The sequence below is a fragment of the Mesorhizobium sp. CO1-1-11 genome (assembly GCF_020164995.1).
Taxonomy (GTDB): domain Bacteria; phylum Pseudomonadota; class Alphaproteobacteria; order Rhizobiales; family Rhizobiaceae; genus Mesorhizobium; species Mesorhizobium australicum.
Window position 1 is genome coordinate 205875 of the sequence record NZ_JAIUHE010000010.1, and the last position, 19733, is coordinate 225607.

Genomic DNA, 19733 nt, shown 5'->3' on the forward strand with positions numbered 1-19733 from the left:
GTTACCTGTCCTTGACCGTCTCCATCGCCACGAAGGTCGAGGTCTGGGCGACGTGGGGCAGGGCGGAGATGCGCTCACCGAGCACGCGGCGATAGGCGGCGATGTCCTTCGTGCGGACCTTAAGGAGATAGTCGAAGCTCGACGCCATCATGTGGCACTGCTCGATTTCCGGCACGGCTTGTACGGAGCGGTTGAAGGCATCGAGCGCGGCGGATCGGGTGTCCGATAATTTCACCTGCACGAAGGCGACATGGCCTTCGCCCATGCGTTCGCGGTCGATGATCGCCTGGTATCCCCTGATATAGCCGTCCTTCTCCAGCCGCTTCACCCGCGCCTGCACCGGTGTCTTCGACAGGCCGACCTTGACCGCCAGTTCCGACATGGAAAGCCGGCCATTGCCGGCCAGTGCCGACAGGATGTTCCTGTCGATGCGGTCCAATTGATCTTCTGTCATCGAAACTGCAGCCCGAATGAGCAATTTTTCGGAAACATGATAGATCAATTGAGCTGCCCTGTCGATTTTTTCAGACCGCCTGAAATCTGGCACTTGTGCTAGCTTGCGCCATTCGGTCCGGTGACCGCCGGCCCGTTCCCTTGTGCTTGCTCATAGGACCGCCATGCCGCTCGACGCCATCCGCCAGCAGATCCGCGCCAATTATTTGCCCGACGAAGACGCAGCGGTTAAGCGATTAGCCGAGGCGGCCGGGCTTTCGGCCGGAGACCGTAAGGCGATCTCGGCGCGTGCGGCCGACCTGGTGCGGGCGGTGCGCGGTTCGTCCGATCCCCGGCTGATGGAAGTCTTCCTCTCGGCCTACGGCCTCTCCACCAAGGAAGGCGTGGCGCTGATGTGCCTGGCCGAGGCGCTGCTGCGCGTACCCGACACAGAGACGATGGACGATCTCATCGCCGATAAGATCGCGCCGCACGACTGGTCGGCGCATTCGGGCGGTTCGAGTTCGATCTTCGTCAACGCCTCGACCTGGGCGCTGATGCTAACCGGCCGCGTGCTCGATGAAGGTGAGGGCGGTATCGAAGGCACGCTGCGTTCGATGGTGCGCCGGCTGGGCGAACCGGTCATCCGCAAGGCAGTGGCCGCAGCCATGCGCGAGATGGGCGAGCAGTTCGTGCTTGGCCGCACGATCGCGGAAGCCGTCAAGCGCGGCCGGCCAATGACGCAGAAGGGTTACCTCTACTCCTTCGACATGCTGGGCGAGGCGGCCCGCACCGAGGCGGACGCGCTGCGCTATCACAAGGCCTATGCCGACGCCATTTCCTCGCTCGATGCTGGCTCGAACGGGCCAGATATCCGCCAGAACCATGGCATCTCCGTCAAGCTTTCGGCACTGCATCCACGCTACGAAGAAGCGCAAAAGGAAGAGATGCTGCCTGTGATGGCCGAGCGGCTGTTGTCGCTGGCCCTGGCCGCACGGCATTCGCGGATGGGGCTCAACATCGACGCCGAGGAGGCGGATCGTCTCGACCTGTCGCTCGACGTGATCGAGCGGGTGCTGGCCGAGCCGGAACTCGCCGGCTGGAACGGCTTTGGCGTCGTCGTGCAGGCCTATGGTCCGCGCGCGGCTTTCACCATCGATTGGCTCTATGCCCTGGCCAACAAGCATAATCGCAACATCATGGTCCGGCTGGTCAAGGGTGCCTATTGGGACACGGAGATCAAGCGGGCGCAGACACTCGGGCTTGCCGGTTATCCCGTGTTCACGCGCAAGGCCAACACCGACGTCTCCTACATGGCTTGCGCGAAAAAGCTGCTTGGCATGACCGACCGCATCTATCCGCAGTTCGCCACCCATAACGCGCACACCGTCGCCGCCATCCTGTCGATGGCTGACAGTCGCGACACCTTCGAATTCCAGCGCCTGCATGGCATGGGCGAGGCTTTGCACGAAACGGTGCGCAAGGCCGAAGGCACGCGTTGCCGTATCTATGCGCCGGTCGGCGCGCATTCGGACCTGCTGGCCTATCTGGTCCGCCGGCTCCTGGAAAACGGCGCCAACTCCTCCTTCGTGCACCAATTGACCGACGAGGAGGTCGAGCCGGAGGATATCGCACGCGATCCGCTGGAAACGGTTGAAAGCCAGGGTCCCGCCGCCAATCCGGCGATTGCCCGGCCTTCCCAGATCTTTGGGATCGGGCGCCGCAACTCGAAGGGATTCGACATCACCGACACGGTGACGCTGGCGGCGATCGAGCAGGCCAGAGCGGCATTTGCGGGTCCCGATCGCTGGCACGCCAAGCCGATCACGCGCGCCGCCGGCTACGGCAAGCAGCGCCCGATCCTCAATCCGGCAAAGCCTTCCGAGGTGGTCGGCACGGTTCACGAGGCCGCCGCCAAGCAGGTCGCAACCGCCGTGCGCATCGCTGTCGAGGCGCAGCCGGCGTGGGCAAAACGCCCGGTCGCCGAGCGTGCCGCTATCCTCAACCGTGCCGCCGATCTTTACGAGGCCAATGCCGTCGAGTTCTTCGCGCTCGCCACGCGCGAGGCCGGCAAATCGCTGGCCGACGGCGTCGCCGAAGTGCGCGAGGCGGTCGACTTCCTGCGCTATTACGCCACCGAGGCGGCGAACGCCGAAACGGGCACGCAAGCGCGCGGCGCCATCGTCTGCATCTCGCCGTGGAATTTCCCGCTCGCCATCTTCACCGGCCAGATCGCGGCAGCACTTGTCACTGGCAATTCAGTGATCGCCAAGCCAGCCGAGCAGACCCCGCTGATCGCCTTCCGCGCCGTCGAGATGCTGCGCGAGGCCGGCGTGCCGGAAGACGTCATCCAACTCCTGCCCGGGGACGGCCCGTCGGTCGGTGGTCCGCTGACAGCGGACCCGCGTATTGCCGGCGTCTGCTTCACCGGCTCGACCGAGGTCGCCAAGCTGATCGAAAAGCAATTGGCCGAGACCGCGGCGCCGGACGCCATGCTGATCGCCGAGACCGGCGGCCTCAATGCCATGATCGTCGATTCCACGGCACTTCCTGAGCAGGCGGTGCGTGACATCCTCGCGTCGGCCTTCCAGAGTGCCGGCCAGCGCTGCTCGGCGTTGCGCGTGCTCTATGTCCAGAAAGACGTCGAGAAGAAGATGCTGGAGATGCTGAAAGGCGCCATGGAGGCGCTCAATGTCGGCGATCCCTGGCGGATTTCGACCGATGTCGGTCCGGTGATCGACGATGACGCGCAAAGTTCGATCCGCGATTATTGCACGACGATGGGCCTGCAGGGCCGGCTGATCGCTAAACTTGAGGCGCCCAAGGATGGCCGCTTCGTCGCGCCGCATGTCTTCCGGGTCAAGGGCATCGAGGAGATGGAGCGCGAAGTGTTCGGTCCGGTGCTGCACGTCGCGACCTTCGACGCCGACCAGATCGACAGCGTCATCGCCGCCATCAACCGCAAGGGCTACGGCCTGACCTTCGGCCTGCACACCCGTATCGAGGGCCGGGTGCAGCATTTCGTCGACGGCATCCATGCCGGCAACATCTATGTCAACCGCAACCAGATCGGCGCTGTCGTCGGTTCGCAGCCATTTGGCGGCGAGGGCCTGTCCGGCACCGGGCCAAAGGCCGGCGGGCCGCACTATCTCAGGCGTTTCCGCAAAGGGCCTGAAGCGGGCACGGAAGTCGGCGAAGGCCATAAGGTGACCGCGACCGAACTGGCCGACAATCTGCCCGATCCCGCTCTCGGCGGCTGGTCGACGCGGCCGGACCGGGTCGCCATCCTCAGGAAGCATCTTCGCGGCAAGGGCGCGGCCGCGATCGGTGCCGCCGCCAGCATTGATTTCGGCCAGGTCGATCTGCCCGGGCCGACCGGCGAGGCCAACACGCTGTCGCTGTCGCCGCGCGGCCGGGTGCTGTGCTTGGGGCCGGACGGCGACACGCTGCTGGCGCAGACCATCCAGGCGCTCGCCGCCGGCAATGCGGTGCTGGCTGTTGCGCCGGGCGCACCGGCTGCGCTCTCGGCATTGACCGGCAAAGGCCTGCCGCTGGCGGCCATCGACGGCCGCCCCGATCCTGTCGAGGCGCGCTCGCTGCGCGTCGATGTGGTTGCTTTTTCAGGCACGCCCGAGGCGGCGCGCATCGTGCGCAAGGTCATCGCCGAGCGCAGCGGGCCGATCGTCCCGCTGGTCAGCGAGGTGCTTTATCCGGCGGCTTATGCGCATGAGCGGGCGGTCTGCGTCGACACGACCGCCGCGGGTGGCAATGCCAGCCTCTTGGCCGCCGCATAGGTCGGCATCTACGCGCCCTCGACGACGGAAAAGCCCTCGAATTGCGGGTGGCCGAGATAGTGGACTTTCGTCGTGCCGACATTCCGGTGGGCGGCGCGGAAGTTCTCCGACTTGGTCCAGGCGACGAAATCATCGTGACTTGCCCACGCCGTGTGCGACGCGAACAGCGTGTAGCCCTCGGTCTCGTTGACCGGGCCGCGCAGCAGGTGAAATTCGCGAAAACCCTTCATCTCGGCCAGGCTGGAGTCGCGGTTCTTCCACATGGCTTCGAAGTTGCCCTCCGAGCCGGTCTGGACCTTGAAGCGGTTCATGGCGATGTACATGGGGTCCCTTTCACGCGGATGTTGATGGTTGCGCCGCAACGTTTGTCCCGGGCCTAGTCAAAACGGGCCGATGCCGACCTCGAACTCCAAGCTCGGGTTCGATGCCTGTGACGGAATTGGAGGGAAGGGAGCGGCCTTGCGCACGATGCCAAGCGCGGCCTCGTCGAAAGTCGGCGATCCTGAGCTTTCCAGAATGCGCAACTGGTCTATGTCGCCCTTCCTGCCTATGGCGAATGCCACAACCGCATTGTTGCGCGCGGCCAATTGCAGCGAAGGCGGGAGAGTACGATTGACGCTGCCGAGCTTTCGAAAGACGTTGCCGCGGTAGCTGTCTTCCGCGGCGCTGCCTGGGTCTTTTTGCCTTTTGCCCTTGCTGGCCGCTTCCGCCAGCCGGTCCTGGCCATCGGCCGTGCCGCTCCGTTCATTAGCTGCTCCAGCAGTGGCAGGGGCAGCCGCCGGAGTTGGCCTTGCAACGGGGATCGGCGGTTGGTCGGGAACGGTGACAGGAATTTCGGTGGTTTCGGCCTGGGCGTTCGGCTGTGCCGGCGTTTCTGTCCTGGCAGCCACGCTCTGGTCGTCCGGGCGCGGGGTTGCCGCCACCAGTATGTCCGGCGTGGCCACGGGCTGTTTGACCGGTTCCGCCGAGGGCTCCGAAGCCTGCTTCGCGGCGTCACGGGCAGGCTCGGGAGCGTGTGTCGCCGGTTCCTGCGCGGGCTGTGAAGGTTTAGTCGGCGCCGGCCTGGCCGCCTTTGCCGGATGAGGCTTGGCCGTCGGCGGGGGTGGCACCAGCGTGACATTCATTGCCGCCGGGTACTTGTCCAATGCACTGCCGGCGACCTTGTCACCTTTGTGATCGCCGCCTTCCGACTGCTCTGCCTCCCTCGAATCGAACTTGCCGGCGGACGAGATCAGAAAAGCCGCCGCCACGCCGGCATGGACCAGGCAGGAGATGGCGATCGCAGCCTGCCACTTGCCGTTGCTGGCTTGCGGTCGTGCCTGGGCAAGTCGCTCTGCCGGCGCTATTGCCAACTCGCTGCCAGCGTCGGGGAGTGGACTGATTTCCTGCATGTCGCGGGCGCGAAATTGCAGCGATACGCGCAGACTTGTCAAATCAAGATCGGCTGCCTCAACCGGTAAGCAATCGAAGCCGGCCAGCGGCCCTGCCACGGTCTTTTCTTATGCAGTCCCACTTCAGACGCCGAAAGCGATGCCGGTCCTGGTGTCCGTCTTCAGCTTGCGCATGCAGGCAGTTGGTTCGACGCCCGTGCCAGCGCAATCCGTTCCGCTGTTGACCAGCACGCGGCTGACCTTGGTGCAGTCGGTGCCGGCCAGGTCAAAGCGTGTCACCTTGGTCTTGCCGTGCGGCAGGTCCTTGAAGTCGAGCACGGTCAGCCGGTCGACGATGCCGGCCTTGTTGAACAGAGCGATCTCGAACGCCGCCTTGGTCAGGTCGGCGCCGAGATTGTTGCTGACCAGGAAGGTCAGCCGGCAGCCCTTGCCGGAAGGCTGCGCGGCATTGAGTTCGAGGGTCAGGACCGGCGCGGACTGCTCAGCCCACGCCGGAATTGTCGTCAGCGACATCGCCAGCGTCGAGGTCAGCAAACGAAGGGATGCCGTCAAGGGCGTCATGGTCAGCCTCCAAAGCGCATGGTTGCCGCTAGCTTCAGCGTGATACCGGGTTCGTAGACCGCAACCGTGGTGCTGCCGTTCAGCGGATTGGCGTATTTGACGTCGAACAGATTGTCGGCGCGGAAATCGACTTTCAGATTGTCGGTCGCCTGATAGCTGGCGAAAGCATTGACCAGTGTGTAGTCCGTCGCGACGGCATTGCCCTTCGGCTTGCCGTTATACTGCACCTCACCGCCGACGGTCAGCTTGTCCTCGAGGAAACGCAGGCCAAGCTGAGCGGTGACCTGAGAGGAGGGGATAGTGGCGAGGTCGGCTTCCACACCCTTGTAGGAAATGGTGTGGCCATCCGTGATCGAGGCCGAGAGGCCGGCATAGCCCCATGCCGCGTCATAGACGCCCTCCAGCTCGAAGCCGTTGATCTTGGCCTTGGCGAAATTTTGATACTGGAAGCAGATCGGGATTCCGGGGCCAAAGGGGCAGCCACTGCCTGGAGCGAACGGCGACAGCGTTACGCCGTCGATATAGTCGTCGACATCGTTGTTGAAATAGGCTGCTTTCAGGCGCAAGGCGTCGCCCGGCTCGAAGATGTCGTTCTGCTTGTAGTTGACGCCGAACTCGGTCGTCTTGCCGGTTTCAGGCCGCAGATTTGGATTGGGCAGGAACGGGAAGCTGACGCCGGCGGGATGATTGCCGCTGATCAGCGTTTCCGTGATCGAGGGCGAGCGGTAGCCTTCCGCATAAGTGCCGTAGAATTGCAGGCCGGCAAGCCCGGCACTCTCGAACGGCGAGACACCGACGGTGACGCGCGGGGATAGCCTGTCGCCGGAAATATCATGCATGTCATCCTTCAGGCTGTAGCTGTCGTAGCGCAGGCCAGCGACGACTTCGAGCCAGTCCCAGGTGAGCTTGTCCTGGACGTAGGCGCCGGACACGTTGCGCTTGCCCGACGGCGTGTAGAAACTGTCGCCCCCGGCCGCGCCACCCGTCTTGACGTTGTCGCCGACCCAATCGCCGCCATAGGTCAGTTCATGCGCGATGCCGTTCGTTTCGAACCGTGACGTGTTCCAGATATCGATGCCGGTCGTGCCGACATCGAATGTCGACAGTGATCCTGCCGGCAGCACCACGGGAAGACCGGTCACCGGATCGAAGCGGTTCTGCGGCGCGAGACTGGTCAGGTCGAGATTTGTCTTGTTGTAGGACGTGTTGATGTGGAGATCGAGCCAGCTCTTGTCTTCGTCCGTGATGTTGTAGCGGGCCGTGAAGGTGTTCGACTTCAGGTCGACATCGTTGACCGGCACGCCGCCGCTGGTCTCGTCCCAGCCGTCGCTCGAACCGACCCAGCCGAGCTTGAGCTCACTGTTCTCGGTTGGCCGGATCGTCGTCTTGAGCAGGCCGCTCAGCACGTCGAAGCCGGTGCCGTTGACGGTGTCACCGTCGCCGTCCTTGTAGTTGTCGTAGTCGCGGTAAACGATGTTGCCCAACACGTCCCAGTTCTCATTGATGCGATAGGCACCGGTGGCGCTCGTGGTCCAGCCCTTGCCGTTGCTCTCGTAGCGTCCGGTGACGGAACCGGCCCACGTCTCGTCGGGCTTGAGGAAATCGACCGCATCCTTGGTGTCGAAGAAGACGACGCCGCCAATGGCGCCCGAGCCATAGGTGTTGGCGACAGGACCACGGATCACGTCGACGGATTTGACGAGCTCGGGATCGATATAGAAGGTCGACTGGGTGCCGTGGTCGGAACGCTGGAAATTCTGGCGCGCGCCATCGACGATCACCGCGACGCGGCCGAAATCCTGCAGGCCGCGGATGTTGATGCTGGTGCTGACGCGCCTGGCGTCGGCCTGCGCAGCGACGCCAGGCACACCGAAAAGCATCTCGTTCGGCGTTGTCGCCATGCGGCGATCGAGCTGTTCCTGGTCGACATGGCTGGCCGAGGCCAGCGACTGTATCGCCGTTTCGCCGGTGCGGCTGAGCACCAGGATCCTGTCGAGCAACGTAGCGCCCGCGGGGGCTGCCTTTTGCTGGTCAGTCTTCTTCGATTGATCCGTCTGCTCGCTCGCCGCCTGCGTCGCAGGTTGCGCGTGCGCCGATGGCGCGGACAGAGCGATCGCCGCCACGCTTGCGAGCAAAGCCGCCGCACCGTTCGCCGCCGACCGGCCGCGCCGTTCCCAACTTATCAACCCCATGCCCCAACTCCAAATCCCAGGTTCCATGCTGGCTGGCCCGGGGCTTGCTGGCATTTTGATCGTATCCGGCATCTTAAATGTTGACTCATTTAGTCCGGTATTGCACTGACTAGTAAACATGATTATTCAAGTCAAGAAATGAATCGGCAATTCGCAACGCCTAGCCAGATGCCCGGCACAGGAAAGGGATCGACCCAGATGAACACGCACAATCCCAACGAGTTTCGCTATCGCGTCCGCCGTTCCGACGATACCTCCACCCGTTTCGATCGGGTCTCGCTGGCGGTGCGGACGCTGTCCAGCAACACGCTGTTCCAGGGCGAGCACGAAATCGGCATCGAGCATCATGGCGCGCTCTACCGGCTGAAGATCACCCGCCAGGGCAAGCTCATTCTCAACAAGTAAGGCAAGGCATCAGAGGTAAAGACATGGACCAGCGCGTAAAACCCGCTCCGCATGAAATCCGGCGGGCCCGGACCGAGAATCCGAAAGCGCGCGAGCGTGACCTGGCCGCCCAACTCGGTATTTCGGAGGCCGAGCTGGTGGCCGCGCATTGCGGCGACGGCGCCGTCCGCGTCGAACCGCGCGTCAACGACCTTCTGACCGGTATCGAGGCCGTTGGCGAGGTTATGGCGCTGACCCGCAACGAAAGCGCCGTACACGAGAAGATCGGCGTCTATGACAAGGTCGTCACCGGCAATCACAATGCCATGGTGCTCGGCGAGAACATCGACCTGCGCATTTTTCCGAAAATCTGGGCGCATGGCTTTGCCGTGGAGAAGCGCGACGGCGACGACATCCGCCGCAGCCTGCAGTTCTTCGATGCGGCCGGCGACGCGGTGCACAAGGTGCATCTGCGCCCGGCCTCCAGCCTCCATGCCTACCAGAAACTGGTCGCCTCGCTGGAATCGCCGAACCAGGAGCCGACGATCGACATTTCAGGGACGGTTCTCGATGAGGAAAGCGAGGCCGGGGCATCGACGGCGAGCCTGGACGACCTGCGTGACCGCTGGAGCCGGCTGACGGACGTGCACCAGTTCTTCGGCATGCTGAAGACGCTGAAGCTCAGCCGCCGCCAGGCGGTGCGCATGGTTGGCCAGGACTACGCCTGGCTGCTCGATAATGACGCGGTGCGCGCCATGTTCCATCACGCCGCTGAAAGCGAGATGCCGATCATGTGCTTCGTGGGCAACCGCGGCTGCATCCAGATCCACTCCGGTCCGATCAAATCGATCAAGCCCATGGGGCCGTGGATCAACGTGCTCGACGAGACCTTCCACCTGCACCTGCGCACCGACCACATCCATGAAGTCTGGGCGGTGCGCAAACCGACCAAGGACGGCCATGTCACATCGCTCGAGGTCTATGCCGCCAATGGCGACATGATCATCCAGTTCTTCGGCAAGCGCCATGAAGGCGAAAGCGAGCGCGACGACTGGCGTTTTCTGGCCGAGCACCTGCCGCGCATCCCGAACCCGACGGCAGCCTGAGGAAAGTGTGATGCGTTTTGTTTCGAGACCGTCCGCCCTGCGCGGATCGATGGTCAGTTATGCAATCGGCCTTTCCATGGCTGTCGCCGCGCTGCAACCAGTCGGCGCCACCGAAGGCGTTTCGGTGTTCGCCGATCCTTCGAAGATCGCCGCCATTGGCGGCTCCATCACCGAGATCGTCTATGCGCTTGGCGAGGAGAGACATCTGGTGGCGCGCGATTCCACCAGCCTCTATCCAAAGGCCGCGCTCGACCTGCCTGATGTCGGTTACATGCGCCAGCTGTCGCCGGAAGGCGTCTTGTCGGTCAATCCGACGGGCATACTGGCATTGCACGGCAGCGGCCCCAGGGAAGCCGTCGACGTGCTGAAGAAGACCAGCATTCCGTTCATCGAAGTGCCCGAGCAGTACAACCGCGAAGGCATCCTCCAGAAGGTCCGCATTGTCGGCAAGGCGATCGGGGTCGAGGCCAAGGCCGAGGTGCTGGCCAGGGCGCTCGATGCGAAACTCACAGCCGCCGAAAAGCGGACAGCCTCGATCAAGGAGCGCAGGCGCGTGCTGTTCATTCTCTCGACGCAGGGTGGCAAGATCCTGGCGGCCGGCAGCGAAACCGCGGCCGACGGCATGGTCAAGCTGGCGGGCGGGGTCAATGCGGTGGAAGGCTTTTCCGGCTACAAGCAAATGTCGGACGAAGCGATCATCACCGCAAGGCCGGACGTGATCCTGATGATGAGCAATGCGGGGCCGCCGGTCTCGGACGACGAAGTGTTCGGCAATCCATCCATCGCCTCAACGCCGGCCGGAACGGCGCGCAAGCTGATCCGCATCGATGGCGCCTATCTACTCGGCTTCGGGCCGCGCACGGCCGACGCGATCCATGATCTCGCCGTTTCGCTTTATGGCGCACAGGTCACGGACTGAGCATCATGGCCGACCAGTCGATCGCAGGTCCGGCGAAGCCGATTAGGGCATCCGAAGGGGATCGTTCCGGCCGCGCCCGTGCCGTCATCCTTCTGCTGTGCCTGGGCTTGGCGATCGCCATCTTGCTTTCGCTCACATCCGGCGCATCGGATGCATCCGCCGTGACCGTCTTCAGGGATTGGCTCTTTGGCTCCGTCCCCGGCGATGCGGCGCTCAACGCCCGCGACAGCTTGATCGTCCATGACATCCGCATGCCACGCGTCATCCTCGGCATGTTGGTGGGTGCGGCGCTCGCGGTTTGTGGCGCCGTCATGCAAGGACTGTTCCGCAATCCGCTCGCCGACCCCGGTCTGATCGGCGTTTCCGCAGGATCCAGCCTTGGCGCGGTGGTCATCATCGTTCTTGGCGGGACCGTGCTGGCGCCGGTGACCGCCTTGCTCGGAACGCTGGCGCTGCCGCTTGCGGCGTTCGTCGGCGGTCTCGTCACCACATTGGCGCTCTATCAGGTCGCCACGCGACGTGGGCAAACCTCGGTCGCCACCATGCTGCTCGCGGGCATAGCCCTGGCGGCACTTGCCATGGCGCTGACCGGAATCCTCATATTCATGGCCGACGATCGCCAGCTGCGCGACTTGACCTTCTGGTCACTGGGATCGCTCGGCGGTGCGACATGGGCCAAGATAGCTTCCGTAGGACCCATAATCGTCCTGGCACTGGCGGCGATGCCGTTCCTGGCCCGCGGCCTTAACGCGCTGGCGCTGGGCGAAGCGACCGCCGGCCATCTCGGCATTCCGGTGCAGCGGCTGAAATACACCGCCATCATCGGCGTTTCGGCGGCGGTCGGCGCCTCCGTCGCCGTCAGCGGCGGCATCGGCTTCGTCGGCATCGTCGTGCCGCATCTGCTGCGACTGCTGATCGGACCCGACAATCGTTACCTGCTGCCGGCCTCGGCGCTGCTCGGCGCCTCGTTGTTGCTGCTCGCCGATGCGGTCGCCCGCACCATCGTGGCGCCGGCCGAGCTGCCGATCGGCATCGTCACCGCGATATCAGGCGCGCCGTTCTTCCTGTGGATATTGCTGCGCAGGCGCGGCGTGATCGATTTGTGAGGATGGAATGATTGAGGCGAGGGATGTTTCGGTCGATATCGCCGGCAAGAGAATTGTTGCCGGTGTCGATTTCGATGCGCGGCCGGGCGAGGTGGCGGCAATCGTCGGCCCCAATGGTTCGGGCAAGACGACCTTCCTGAGGGCATTGTCGGGGGACCTCGGCTATACCGGGAGCGTCGTCCTCAACGGCCGCGACCTCGCAGCGATGAAGCCGGTGGAGGTCGCCGTCCAGCGGGCTGTGTTGCCGCAGGCGACGACACTGTCGTTTCCTTTCACTGTGCGGGAGGTCGTCAGGCTTGGCCTGGTCGGTGGCCGTTCGGGCGTGCTGCCGGGCGAGGACGGACGCCTGCCGGAACGGGCGCTGGCGTGGGTCGATCTCGACGGCTTTGCCGGCCGCTTCTACCAGGAACTTTCCGGTGGCGAGCAGCAGCGTGTCCAGCTTGCGCGCGTGCTGTGCCAGGTCTGGGCACCGGTGCTCGACGGCAAGCCGCGCTATCTGTTCCTTGACGAGCCGGTGTCCAGCCTCGACATCAAGCACCAGCTGATCATCATGAACATCGCCCGCGACTTCGCCAGAAGGGGCGGGGGCGTGGTAGCGATCCTGCACGACCTCAATCTGACGGCCATGTACGCTGACCGCATCTTCGTGATGCATCGCGGCCGGCTGGCCGCCAGCGGCTCGCCCCGCGACGTGCTGAGTGACGACCTGATCGAGAAGGTGTTCGATTGCCGGCTCAAGGTCGGCGTGCTGCCGGCCGGCAACATGCCGTTCGTGCTCCCGCAATCGTCGGTCAGCTGATATTCAGCCGACACTGCACGATGCGGCAGGGATCAGGCCGCTGGGGCGCGGCGCTCCATCAGCATGTCGATGCCGAGCAGGGCGCGTACATTTGGCCTTGCCGCCACGAGGTCGGCGATCGTGTAGCGGGCAAGCACGGCGAAGAAGGCGTTGAGCGCTTCGCGCAATGCGGAGTTCAGGGCGCAGCTGTCGACCAGCGGGCATTCGGCGGCATCGTTCTCGAAGCACTCCGCCATGGCAAAACTTTCCTCGGTCACGCGCACAACGTCGAACAGGCTTATCGATTCGGCGGCACGGCCGAGCCGTACCCCTCCGTTCCGGCCGCGCACAGTCTCGACCATGCCATTCTCGACCAGAGGCTGCAGGATTTTGAACAAGAACAGTTCCGACACCGAATAGGCGGCCGCGATCTCCGGGATGCGGCTCAACCGGTCATTGTTGGCGGCGCAATACATCAGAATGCGCATGGCATAGTTGGTTTGGCGCGTAAGCCGCATCTTGTCCTCACTCGGCGCTGATATGATGCAACCACGCCAGAGTCTAAACTTTGCTGGCGCGGCCCTCGTCCGGAATCCGGATCGCTGCACTGGTCTCGGCGGAATATGGCCTATACCTTGGAATAATTCCAGACTAGCCGGGCATCATAGATGAATAAACTCGTCAACTTTATGTGCGCCGCCTGGCAAAAGCCGGGACAGACAAACCGGCTGCCACGGGCATTCCGGCGGCCGCGGCACTAGATAGGCCTAATAGACGAGGAGCGGCATGGCTCAATCGGACCAATCCCTGGCGCCAGTGCGGTTCGATGCCGACGCGGGCGCCAAGCTTTCCGCGTTGCGGCGGACAAAGTTCGTCGCCACGGCGGCATTGGCACTCTGCGTGGTGGTCTTTGCCTTGGCCAAGTCCTTCCAGAGCAGCTATCCATGGCTCGGCTTCGTCGCCGCCTTCGCCGAGGCGGCAACGATCGGCGGCCTTGCCGATTGGTACGCGGTGGTGGCGCTGTTCAAACGGCCGCTCGGGTTGCCCATCCCGCACACCGCTATCATCCCGGAAAACCAGGACCGTATCGCCGACAATCTCGGCCGTTTCATCGAGGCCAATTTCCTGGCGCCGGAACCGGTGCGTGAAAAACTCGCCGAGGTCGATTTTTCGGCGCTCGTGGCCGACTGGCTGGCCGATGCCGAACGCGCCGCCGGCCTGTCGCGCTTCGTCGTGCGGCTGGTGCCGCAGACGCTTGCCGCCGTCGAACAATCCGGTCTGCGCGGCTTCGTCACCAGCCGCATGCTCGAACAGATCGAAAAGGTGCCGCTGGCGCCACTTGCGGCCGAACTTCTGTCGGCGCTCACCGACGACCGCCGCCACCAGAAGCTGTTCGACGAGTTCATCAAGGTCATCGGCCGGTTTCTCAACGACGAACAGGCGCTGGCGACGATGCGCGACAAAATCCGCGAGGAATTGCCGTCGCTGTTCAACCTGTTCCGGGCCGACGCCTATCTCCTGAAGAAGATCGTCGCTTCGGCTGGCTCCTTGCTGGACGAGGTGCGTGCCGATCCCGATCACCCGATGCGCGCCGAATTCGACCGTTTCGCGCAAGGTTTCGTCGAGCGGCTGCGCACGTCCAAGCAATATGCCAGGCGAGCGGAGAAAATGAAGCGCGACTTCCTCGCCAGACCGGAAATCAGGGCGCTGGCCGGCGACATGTGGGAGAGCCTCAGCCTGTTCATCGAGCAGGACGCCAAGGCGCCGAATTCGTTGATCAGGGAGCATCTGGCCAACATGTTTGTCGAAGTCGGCCGCCATCTTGCCGGAGACGCGCAGATCCGGGCCGACATGAACCAAGGCTTCGTGGTGGCGCTGGCCTCCTTCGTCGAAAGCCAGAAGAGCGGTGTGTCGAAATTCATCGCCGACCAGGTCAAGCGCTGGGACCTTGCCCAACTGACACGCCTGATCGAGATGAACATTGGCAGGGACCTGCAATATATCCGCTTCAACGGCATGATCATCGGTGGGCTGGCGGGCATCGTGCTTTACACGATCGAGCTGCTGCTCCCGGTCAATTGATCCCTAGCGATCGCCTAGGCCCGTGTTCGAAATGGACACGAGGCGTTCGAGTGCTATTCTCCTCGATGAGGGCGTCCGCGATCGCGGCAAAGGGGAGATGACAATCATGGCCAGACAATCGGAATCCGATTCTTTCATGGAAATGTTCGGCAGGTTCGGCCGTGACCTGAAGGTGCCGAATGTGGATGTCGAAGCGATTCTTGCGCATCACCGCAAGAATCTCGAAGCTTTGGAGAAATCCGCGCGTGCCGGGGCGGCTGGGACGTCCTCGCTGTTGTCTAGGCAACGCGAAATGCTGCAGGACACGCTGCGCGAGATCGCCGACATGGCGCAGAGCTACCGCGCACCGGGCAATCCGCAGGAGTTGATGGCCAAGCAGACCGAGTTTGCCAGAAAATCCTTTGAGGCGGCGCTCAAGAACGCCGGTGAAGTGGCTGAGCTAGCCAGGAAATCAGGCACCGAATCGATCGACATCCTGCGCGCACGCATCAAGGAGGCGATGGAGGAGGTCCGCGCCGGTTACGGGCAGAAGTAGGTTCTCATGGGCTGTCGTTCCGCTCTCGGCCGGGCACCCCCCGTTCCCGATTCCGTAACCTTTCGCACAGTTGCATTAGCGCCACGCCATAAGCTCCCGGCAGTCTGAAAGGTCGAAAAAGTCCCAATTCGCCTGCCATCGCATGGCAAGACGTGGCACGAGTGAGCGCGAGTCCGCCGGACGGATTTGCGAGGGACGAATTGACAGAGGCCGCCGGTTCGTGGTCCGGAAGCTTTGGAAGCGATCGGGAAAGCAGGCATGACGGAAGTACGGCCTAAAACGCCGCCAACCTACGAGCAGCTGAGAACGATGTCCGGACAGGAGCTCGGCGTCTCGGAATGGACCACGGTCGACCAGAACCGTATCAACCAGTTCGCCGAATGCACGGGCGACCATCAATGGATCCACGTCGATCCTGAACGGGCGCGGCGGCAAAGCCCGTTCCGCACCACGATCGCGCATGGCTATCTGACACTGTCGATCATCGGCGCGCTGGCCCTTGAAATGGGTATCGTGCCCGAGAATACGCAGGCCGCCTTCAACTATGGTTTCGACAAGGTGCGTTTCCTGGCGCCGGTCAAGGTCGGCGCACGCATTCGCCTGCGCACGACGCTGCTTTCCATGGACGACAAAGGCCCGGGCCAGTATCTGATGAAGGCAGCCAACACGGTCGAGATCGAAGGCGAGGAAAAGCCGGCGCTGATGGCTGAAACACTCGTCATGCTCTACGAGCGCCGCAAACGGGCAGGGGCCTGAACGGCGCCCGCCAGGCTCCTTGCGTCATTTCCTTCAGCTGTTCTTGTGCGGCAAGGAATAGGCCCAGATCTGGGTATGGCATTTCGGAAAAGGCATGATTGAGCATCCGCGCAAATGGTGAGATTTGGCGGCGTTCTGCCGTTTCATGGATGGTCTGATTTGACGGGGCAGAAGGCCGCAACAACGAGGTGTTGTCGCGGCTTATTTGTCTGCTGACTTGGTGGTTCCCATATCAGCGAGTCATCGCCGTTTCGAGCGCCTTGAAAATCCGCTCGTCCGCGCACTGGGCGACGTTGAAGCGCAGGAAGCGGCTGGCGGACTGCGACAGGCTGAACGCATTGCCGGGCGCCAGCACGATGTTGTCGGCGAGCGCACTGCGGGCGATTTCGGCCGCGTCCACGCCTTCCGGCAGGGTGCACCACAGGAACAGCCCAGCCGGCTGCTCGATCCAGGGCGTGATGCCGATCGCCTTCAGCCGGGCGCTGGTCTCGCCCATGGCCCGCGAAAGGCGGGCGCGCAGCAAATCCATGTGCTTTCGGTAGCTGCCGTCCTTCAGCAGCGTCAGCACAAGTTCGGCCGCCAGCCGTCCGCCGCCGAAAGTCGTGGCGATCTTGAGATCGGTCAGGCCCTCGATCCAGTCACGGGGCGCGGCGATGAAACCGCAGCGGACCGACGCCGACAGCGTCTTGGAAAAACTGCCGATCTGGACGACGCGACTAAGGCCGTCGAACGCCGCTAGCCTTGGGGCGGGAATGTGCTCGAAATCGGCGAAGATATCATCCTCGACGATGGTCAGATCCGACTGGTCGGCCAGTTTGAGCAAACGATGGGCCGTCACCGGAGACAGGATCGCGCCGGTCGGGTTGTGGATGGCCGAGTTGGTGATGTAGAGGCGCGGCCGGTGTTCGGCCAGCGCCTGGGCGAACAGCTCGATGTCGGGCCCCGATGGCGTGTAGGGCACGCTGACGACCTTGGCGCGGTGGGCGCGCAGCAGAGCATGGAAATTGAAGTAGCAGGGATCGTCGACCAACACGGTGTCGCCCGGCTCGATCAGGAACCGGCAGAGCAGGTCGATGGCCTGGGTGCACGATTCCGTCAGCATGATCTGGTCGGGGAAGGCTTCGATGCCGTGCCCGGCCATGCGCCGCGCCAGCAATTGCCGCAGCGGCGGCAGCCCGAGCGGCGTGCCGTAATCTGCGAGCGCGACATCGTCGGCACGCGCGACAGTGCGCAATGCCCGGCGCAGTCCGGCCTGTGGCATCCATGAAGCCGGCAGCCAGCCGCAGCCGGGTTTCAGGACCTCGTCGCCAGCCTCCAGGGACTGGCGCGAGACCCAGAGCGGATCGACGGCACGGTCGAGCCGGGGACCGATCTCGGCGAGCGACAGCGGTGCCAGCGACCCGGCGGCATAGAAACCGGAACCGGGCCGCGAACGGATCGCGCCTTCGGCGGCAAGCCGTTCGTAGGCCTCGACCACGGTGGATTTCGACACCTGCATGGATTTGGCGAAAGCGCGGATCGAGGGCAACCTTGCTCCAGGCGTCAGGCTGCGCGCGGCAATCCGCTGCCGGATGGCGGCCATGACCCCTTCGACGAGAGTTCCACCGCTGTCGAGCCTCACTGCTTCGTCCATCTGTACCTCCCAGAAAACCATGACAGTTTTATCGAATTGTACTGCATTGTCTCTGGTGGCGCCATAGCCGCGGGCCCCATAGAGGGGCGAAACAAACGGAGCCTGCGATGGACAAGACGGCGAGCGGCTGGGTGAGCGGATTTATCGGCGTGCTGATTTTCAGCGGTTCGTTGCCGGCGACGCGCGTGGCGGTGATGGATCTCGACCCGATATTCCTGACGTCGGCCCGCGCGGTCATTGCCGGCCTGCTCGGTCTCGCGCTGCTGCTTGTGTTCCGCGAGAAGCGCCCCGGGCGTCATGACTTGCTGTCGCTCGTCATCGTTGCGCTTGGCGTGGTCGTCGGCTTTCCCTTGCTGACGGCATTGGCGCTGAAGCATGTCACCTCGGCCCACTCCATCATCTTCGTCGGCCTGCTGCCGCTGGCGACCGCGATCTTCGGCGTGCTGCGCGGCGGTGAACGGCCTCGGCCGGCCTTCTGGCTATTCTCATGCCTGGGCAGTGCGCTGGTGGCGGGCTTCGCGCTTGCGCAAGGCGTGACGGCTTCGCCGGTCGGCGATGGGCTGATGCTTGCGGCCATCCTCGCCTGCGGCCTTGGCTACGCCGAGGGTGCCGCGCTGTCGCGCAAGCTCGGGGGCTGGCAAGTGATCTGCTGGGCGCTGGTGCTGTCCCTGCCGGTCATGCTGGTGCTGACTTTTGCGACCCTGCCGCCATCCTTCGCCAGCGTAGGCTCCAATGCCTGGATTGGCCTTGGCTATGTCTCGCTGTTCAGCATGCTGATCGGCTTCGTGTTCTGGTATCGAGGCCTGGCGCAAGGCGGCATTGCGGCGGTGGGGCAGTTGCAGCTTCTGCAACCGTTCTTCGGGCTCGCACTGGCGGCGACGCTGCTGCATGAACAGGTCAGCCCGATGATGATCGTCGTCACGCTCGGCGTGGTGCTTTGCGTTTTCGGCGCGAAGAAGTTTGCCAAGCAGGATTTGCCGCGTCGTGCGGCTGCATAGCGGTGCCGACCCTCACGAGAACTTCGTCACCACCCCAATGCCGATACCCTCGAAGCCGCCCATCGCCATCAAGGCCGCTGGCGCTTCGTCGAGGCTGATCTTCTTGCCGACCAGCAGTTCGGGTTTGAGCTTGCCGTGGCGGATCATCTCCATCATCGCGGGGTAGCGATAGGCCTGCATGCCGTGACTGCCGAGGATTTCGAGTTCGAAGGCGATCACCTTGTCCATCGGCACCTGCGGGCGGGCGTGTTCGCCCAGCATCAAGCCGACCTGCACGTGACGGCCGCGCCGGCGCAGGTTGGCGATCGAGTTGAAAGACGTCGTCGGATGGCCGAGCGCGTCCATCGACATGTGGGCGCCACCATTGGTGATCTGCTTGACGGCCTTGATAACGTTCGGCGTCGTCGAAGCGTTGATGGTCGCCACGGCGCCGATCTGTTTGGCGAAGTCCAGCTTTTCCTCGGTGAGGTCGATGGCGATGACGTTGGCGCCCATCGAACTGGCGATCATGATTGCCGACAGGCCGACGCCGCCGCAGCCATGCACCGCCACCCATTCGCCGGGCTTTACCCGGCCCTGATCGACAATGGCGCGGAACGATGTGACGAAGCGGCAGCCGAGGCTGGCGGCGGTGGCGAATTCCATTTCGTCGGGCAGGCGCACGAGATTGGTATCGGCGTGTTCGATAGCGACATATTCGGCGAATGAGCCCCAGGTGTTGAAGCCAGGCTGGGACTGGTGTTCGCAGACCTGGTGATTGCCTGATGTACATTCGAAGCAGTGGCCGCAGCCGACGGCAAACGGCACGGTGACGCGTTCGCCCGCCTTCCAGCGGGTGACGTGCTTGCCGGCGGCAACCACGACGCCGGCCAGTTCGTGGCCCGGCACATGCGGCAGGCGGATATCGGCGTCGTGGCCCATCCAGCCGTGCCAGTCGCTGCGGCAAAGCCCGGTCGCCTCGACCTTGATGACGACGCCATCGGCCGCCGGCTTGGGGTCTGGCACGGTCTGGATCGTCGGCGCTTCGCCGAATTTCTCGAAGACGACGGCTTTCATCGTTCATTCC

At 63.7% G+C, this 19733-nt stretch carries 18 protein-coding genes; 10 read left to right on the top strand and 8 right to left on the bottom strand.

The window, feature by feature from the left end; translation table 11 throughout:
- Position 1: 1 nt before the first annotated feature.
- Complete coding sequence (locus LB554_RS14150) at positions 2–454, bottom strand: Lrp/AsnC family transcriptional regulator (RefSeq protein ID WP_015317477.1); 453 nt, start codon at positions 452–454, stop codon at positions 2–4.
- A 163-nt stretch (positions 455–617) separates the two neighbouring features.
- Between LB554_RS14150 and putA the strand changes: the two genes are divergently transcribed.
- On the top strand, positions 618–4226 hold the full coding sequence (gene putA, locus LB554_RS14155; RefSeq protein ID WP_140792271.1) for a bifunctional proline dehydrogenase/L-glutamate gamma-semialdehyde dehydrogenase PutA: 3609 nt from the start codon (positions 618–620) through the stop codon (positions 4224–4226).
- 8 nt (positions 4227–4234) lie between these two features.
- Here putA and LB554_RS14160 read toward each other — a convergent pair whose 3' ends face one another.
- From LB554_RS14160 to LB554_RS14175, 4 genes are all read right to left on the bottom strand, one after another.
- Positions 4235–4549, bottom strand: coding sequence for an antibiotic biosynthesis monooxygenase family protein (locus LB554_RS14160; RefSeq protein WP_015317479.1), 315 nt, complete (start codon positions 4547–4549; stop codon positions 4235–4237).
- A 57-nt stretch (positions 4550–4606) separates the two neighbouring features.
- A complete protein-coding gene (locus tag LB554_RS14165; protein WP_318013205.1) occupies positions 4607–5659 on the bottom strand; it encodes a TonB family protein in 1053 nt (350 codons plus the stop codon).
- Between the two features lie 81 nt (positions 5660–5740).
- On the bottom strand, positions 5741–6178 hold the full coding sequence (locus LB554_RS14170) for a hypothetical protein (protein WP_015317481.1): 438 nt from the start codon (positions 6176–6178) through the stop codon (positions 5741–5743).
- Between the two features lie 2 nt (positions 6179–6180).
- Entirely contained in the window at positions 6181–8370 is a 2190-nt protein-coding gene (locus tag LB554_RS14175) for a TonB-dependent hemoglobin/transferrin/lactoferrin family receptor (protein WP_140661084.1), read from the bottom strand.
- 198 nt (positions 8371–8568) lie between these two features.
- Here LB554_RS14175 and hemP point away from each other — a divergent pair, with 198 nt between their 5' ends.
- Genes hemP through LB554_RS14200 form a run of 5 tightly spaced genes read left to right on the top strand, consistent with a single transcriptional unit; the run spans position 8569 to position 12684 of the window.
- The gene (hemP, locus tag LB554_RS14180; RefSeq protein WP_015317483.1) at positions 8569–8775 is read left to right on the top strand and encodes a hemin uptake protein HemP; all 207 of its coding nucleotides are present in this window, start codon (positions 8569–8571) and stop codon (positions 8773–8775) included.
- A gap of 23 nt (positions 8776–8798) precedes the next feature.
- Positions 8799–9860: a hemin-degrading factor gene (locus LB554_RS14185; RefSeq protein ID WP_224585133.1), complete on the top strand. Its 1062-nt coding sequence runs from the start codon at positions 8799–8801 to the stop codon at positions 9858–9860.
- A gap of 10 nt (positions 9861–9870) precedes the next feature.
- On the top strand, positions 9871–10779 hold the full coding sequence (locus LB554_RS14190) for a hemin ABC transporter substrate-binding protein (protein ID WP_224585134.1): 909 nt from the start codon (positions 9871–9873) through the stop codon (positions 10777–10779).
- 5 nt (positions 10780–10784) lie between these two features.
- The gene (locus tag LB554_RS14195; RefSeq protein ID WP_224585135.1) at positions 10785–11885 is read left to right on the top strand and encodes a FecCD family ABC transporter permease; all 1101 of its coding nucleotides are present in this window, start codon (positions 10785–10787) and stop codon (positions 11883–11885) included.
- Positions 11886–11892: 7 nt separating this feature from the next.
- Positions 11893–12684: a heme ABC transporter ATP-binding protein gene (locus LB554_RS14200; protein ID WP_140821989.1), complete on the top strand. Its 792-nt coding sequence runs from the start codon at positions 11893–11895 to the stop codon at positions 12682–12684.
- Positions 12685–12716: 32 nt separating this feature from the next.
- Here the strand turns inward: LB554_RS14200 and rirA are convergent, their stop codons facing one another.
- Positions 12717–13181 (bottom strand): iron-responsive transcriptional regulator RirA, encoded by a 465-nt coding sequence (gene rirA / locus LB554_RS14205; protein ID WP_015317488.1) that lies wholly within the window; start codon positions 13179–13181, stop codon positions 12717–12719.
- Between the two features lie 268 nt (positions 13182–13449).
- Here rirA and LB554_RS14210 point away from each other — a divergent pair, with 268 nt between their 5' ends.
- From LB554_RS14210 to LB554_RS14220, 3 genes are all read left to right on the top strand, one after another.
- Complete coding sequence (locus tag LB554_RS14210; protein ID WP_224585136.1) at positions 13450–14745, top strand: DUF445 domain-containing protein; 1296 nt, start codon at positions 13450–13452, stop codon at positions 14743–14745.
- Between the two features lie 106 nt (positions 14746–14851).
- Positions 14852–15280: a phasin family protein gene (locus LB554_RS14215; RefSeq protein WP_140616026.1), complete on the top strand. Its 429-nt coding sequence runs from the start codon at positions 14852–14854 to the stop codon at positions 15278–15280.
- A 258-nt stretch (positions 15281–15538) separates the two neighbouring features.
- The gene (locus tag LB554_RS14220) at positions 15539–16036 is read left to right on the top strand and encodes a MaoC family dehydratase (protein ID WP_140616028.1); all 498 of its coding nucleotides are present in this window, start codon (positions 15539–15541) and stop codon (positions 16034–16036) included.
- A 232-nt stretch (positions 16037–16268) separates the two neighbouring features.
- On the opposite strand, the gene LB554_RS14225 is transcribed toward LB554_RS14220, so the two are convergent.
- On the bottom strand, positions 16269–17669 hold the full coding sequence (locus LB554_RS14225) for a PLP-dependent aminotransferase family protein (protein WP_140616030.1): 1401 nt from the start codon (positions 17667–17669) through the stop codon (positions 16269–16271).
- Between the two features lie 107 nt (positions 17670–17776).
- Here LB554_RS14225 and LB554_RS14230 point away from each other — a divergent pair, with 107 nt between their 5' ends.
- A complete protein-coding gene (locus LB554_RS14230) occupies positions 17777–18667 on the top strand; it encodes a DMT family transporter (RefSeq protein ID WP_224585137.1) in 891 nt (296 codons plus the stop codon).
- Between the two features lie 12 nt (positions 18668–18679).
- On the opposite strand, the gene LB554_RS14235 is transcribed toward LB554_RS14230, so the two are convergent.
- Complete coding sequence (locus LB554_RS14235; protein WP_140714908.1) at positions 18680–19723, bottom strand: zinc-dependent alcohol dehydrogenase family protein; 1044 nt, start codon at positions 19721–19723, stop codon at positions 18680–18682.
- Between the last annotated feature and the right edge of the window lie 10 nt (positions 19724–19733).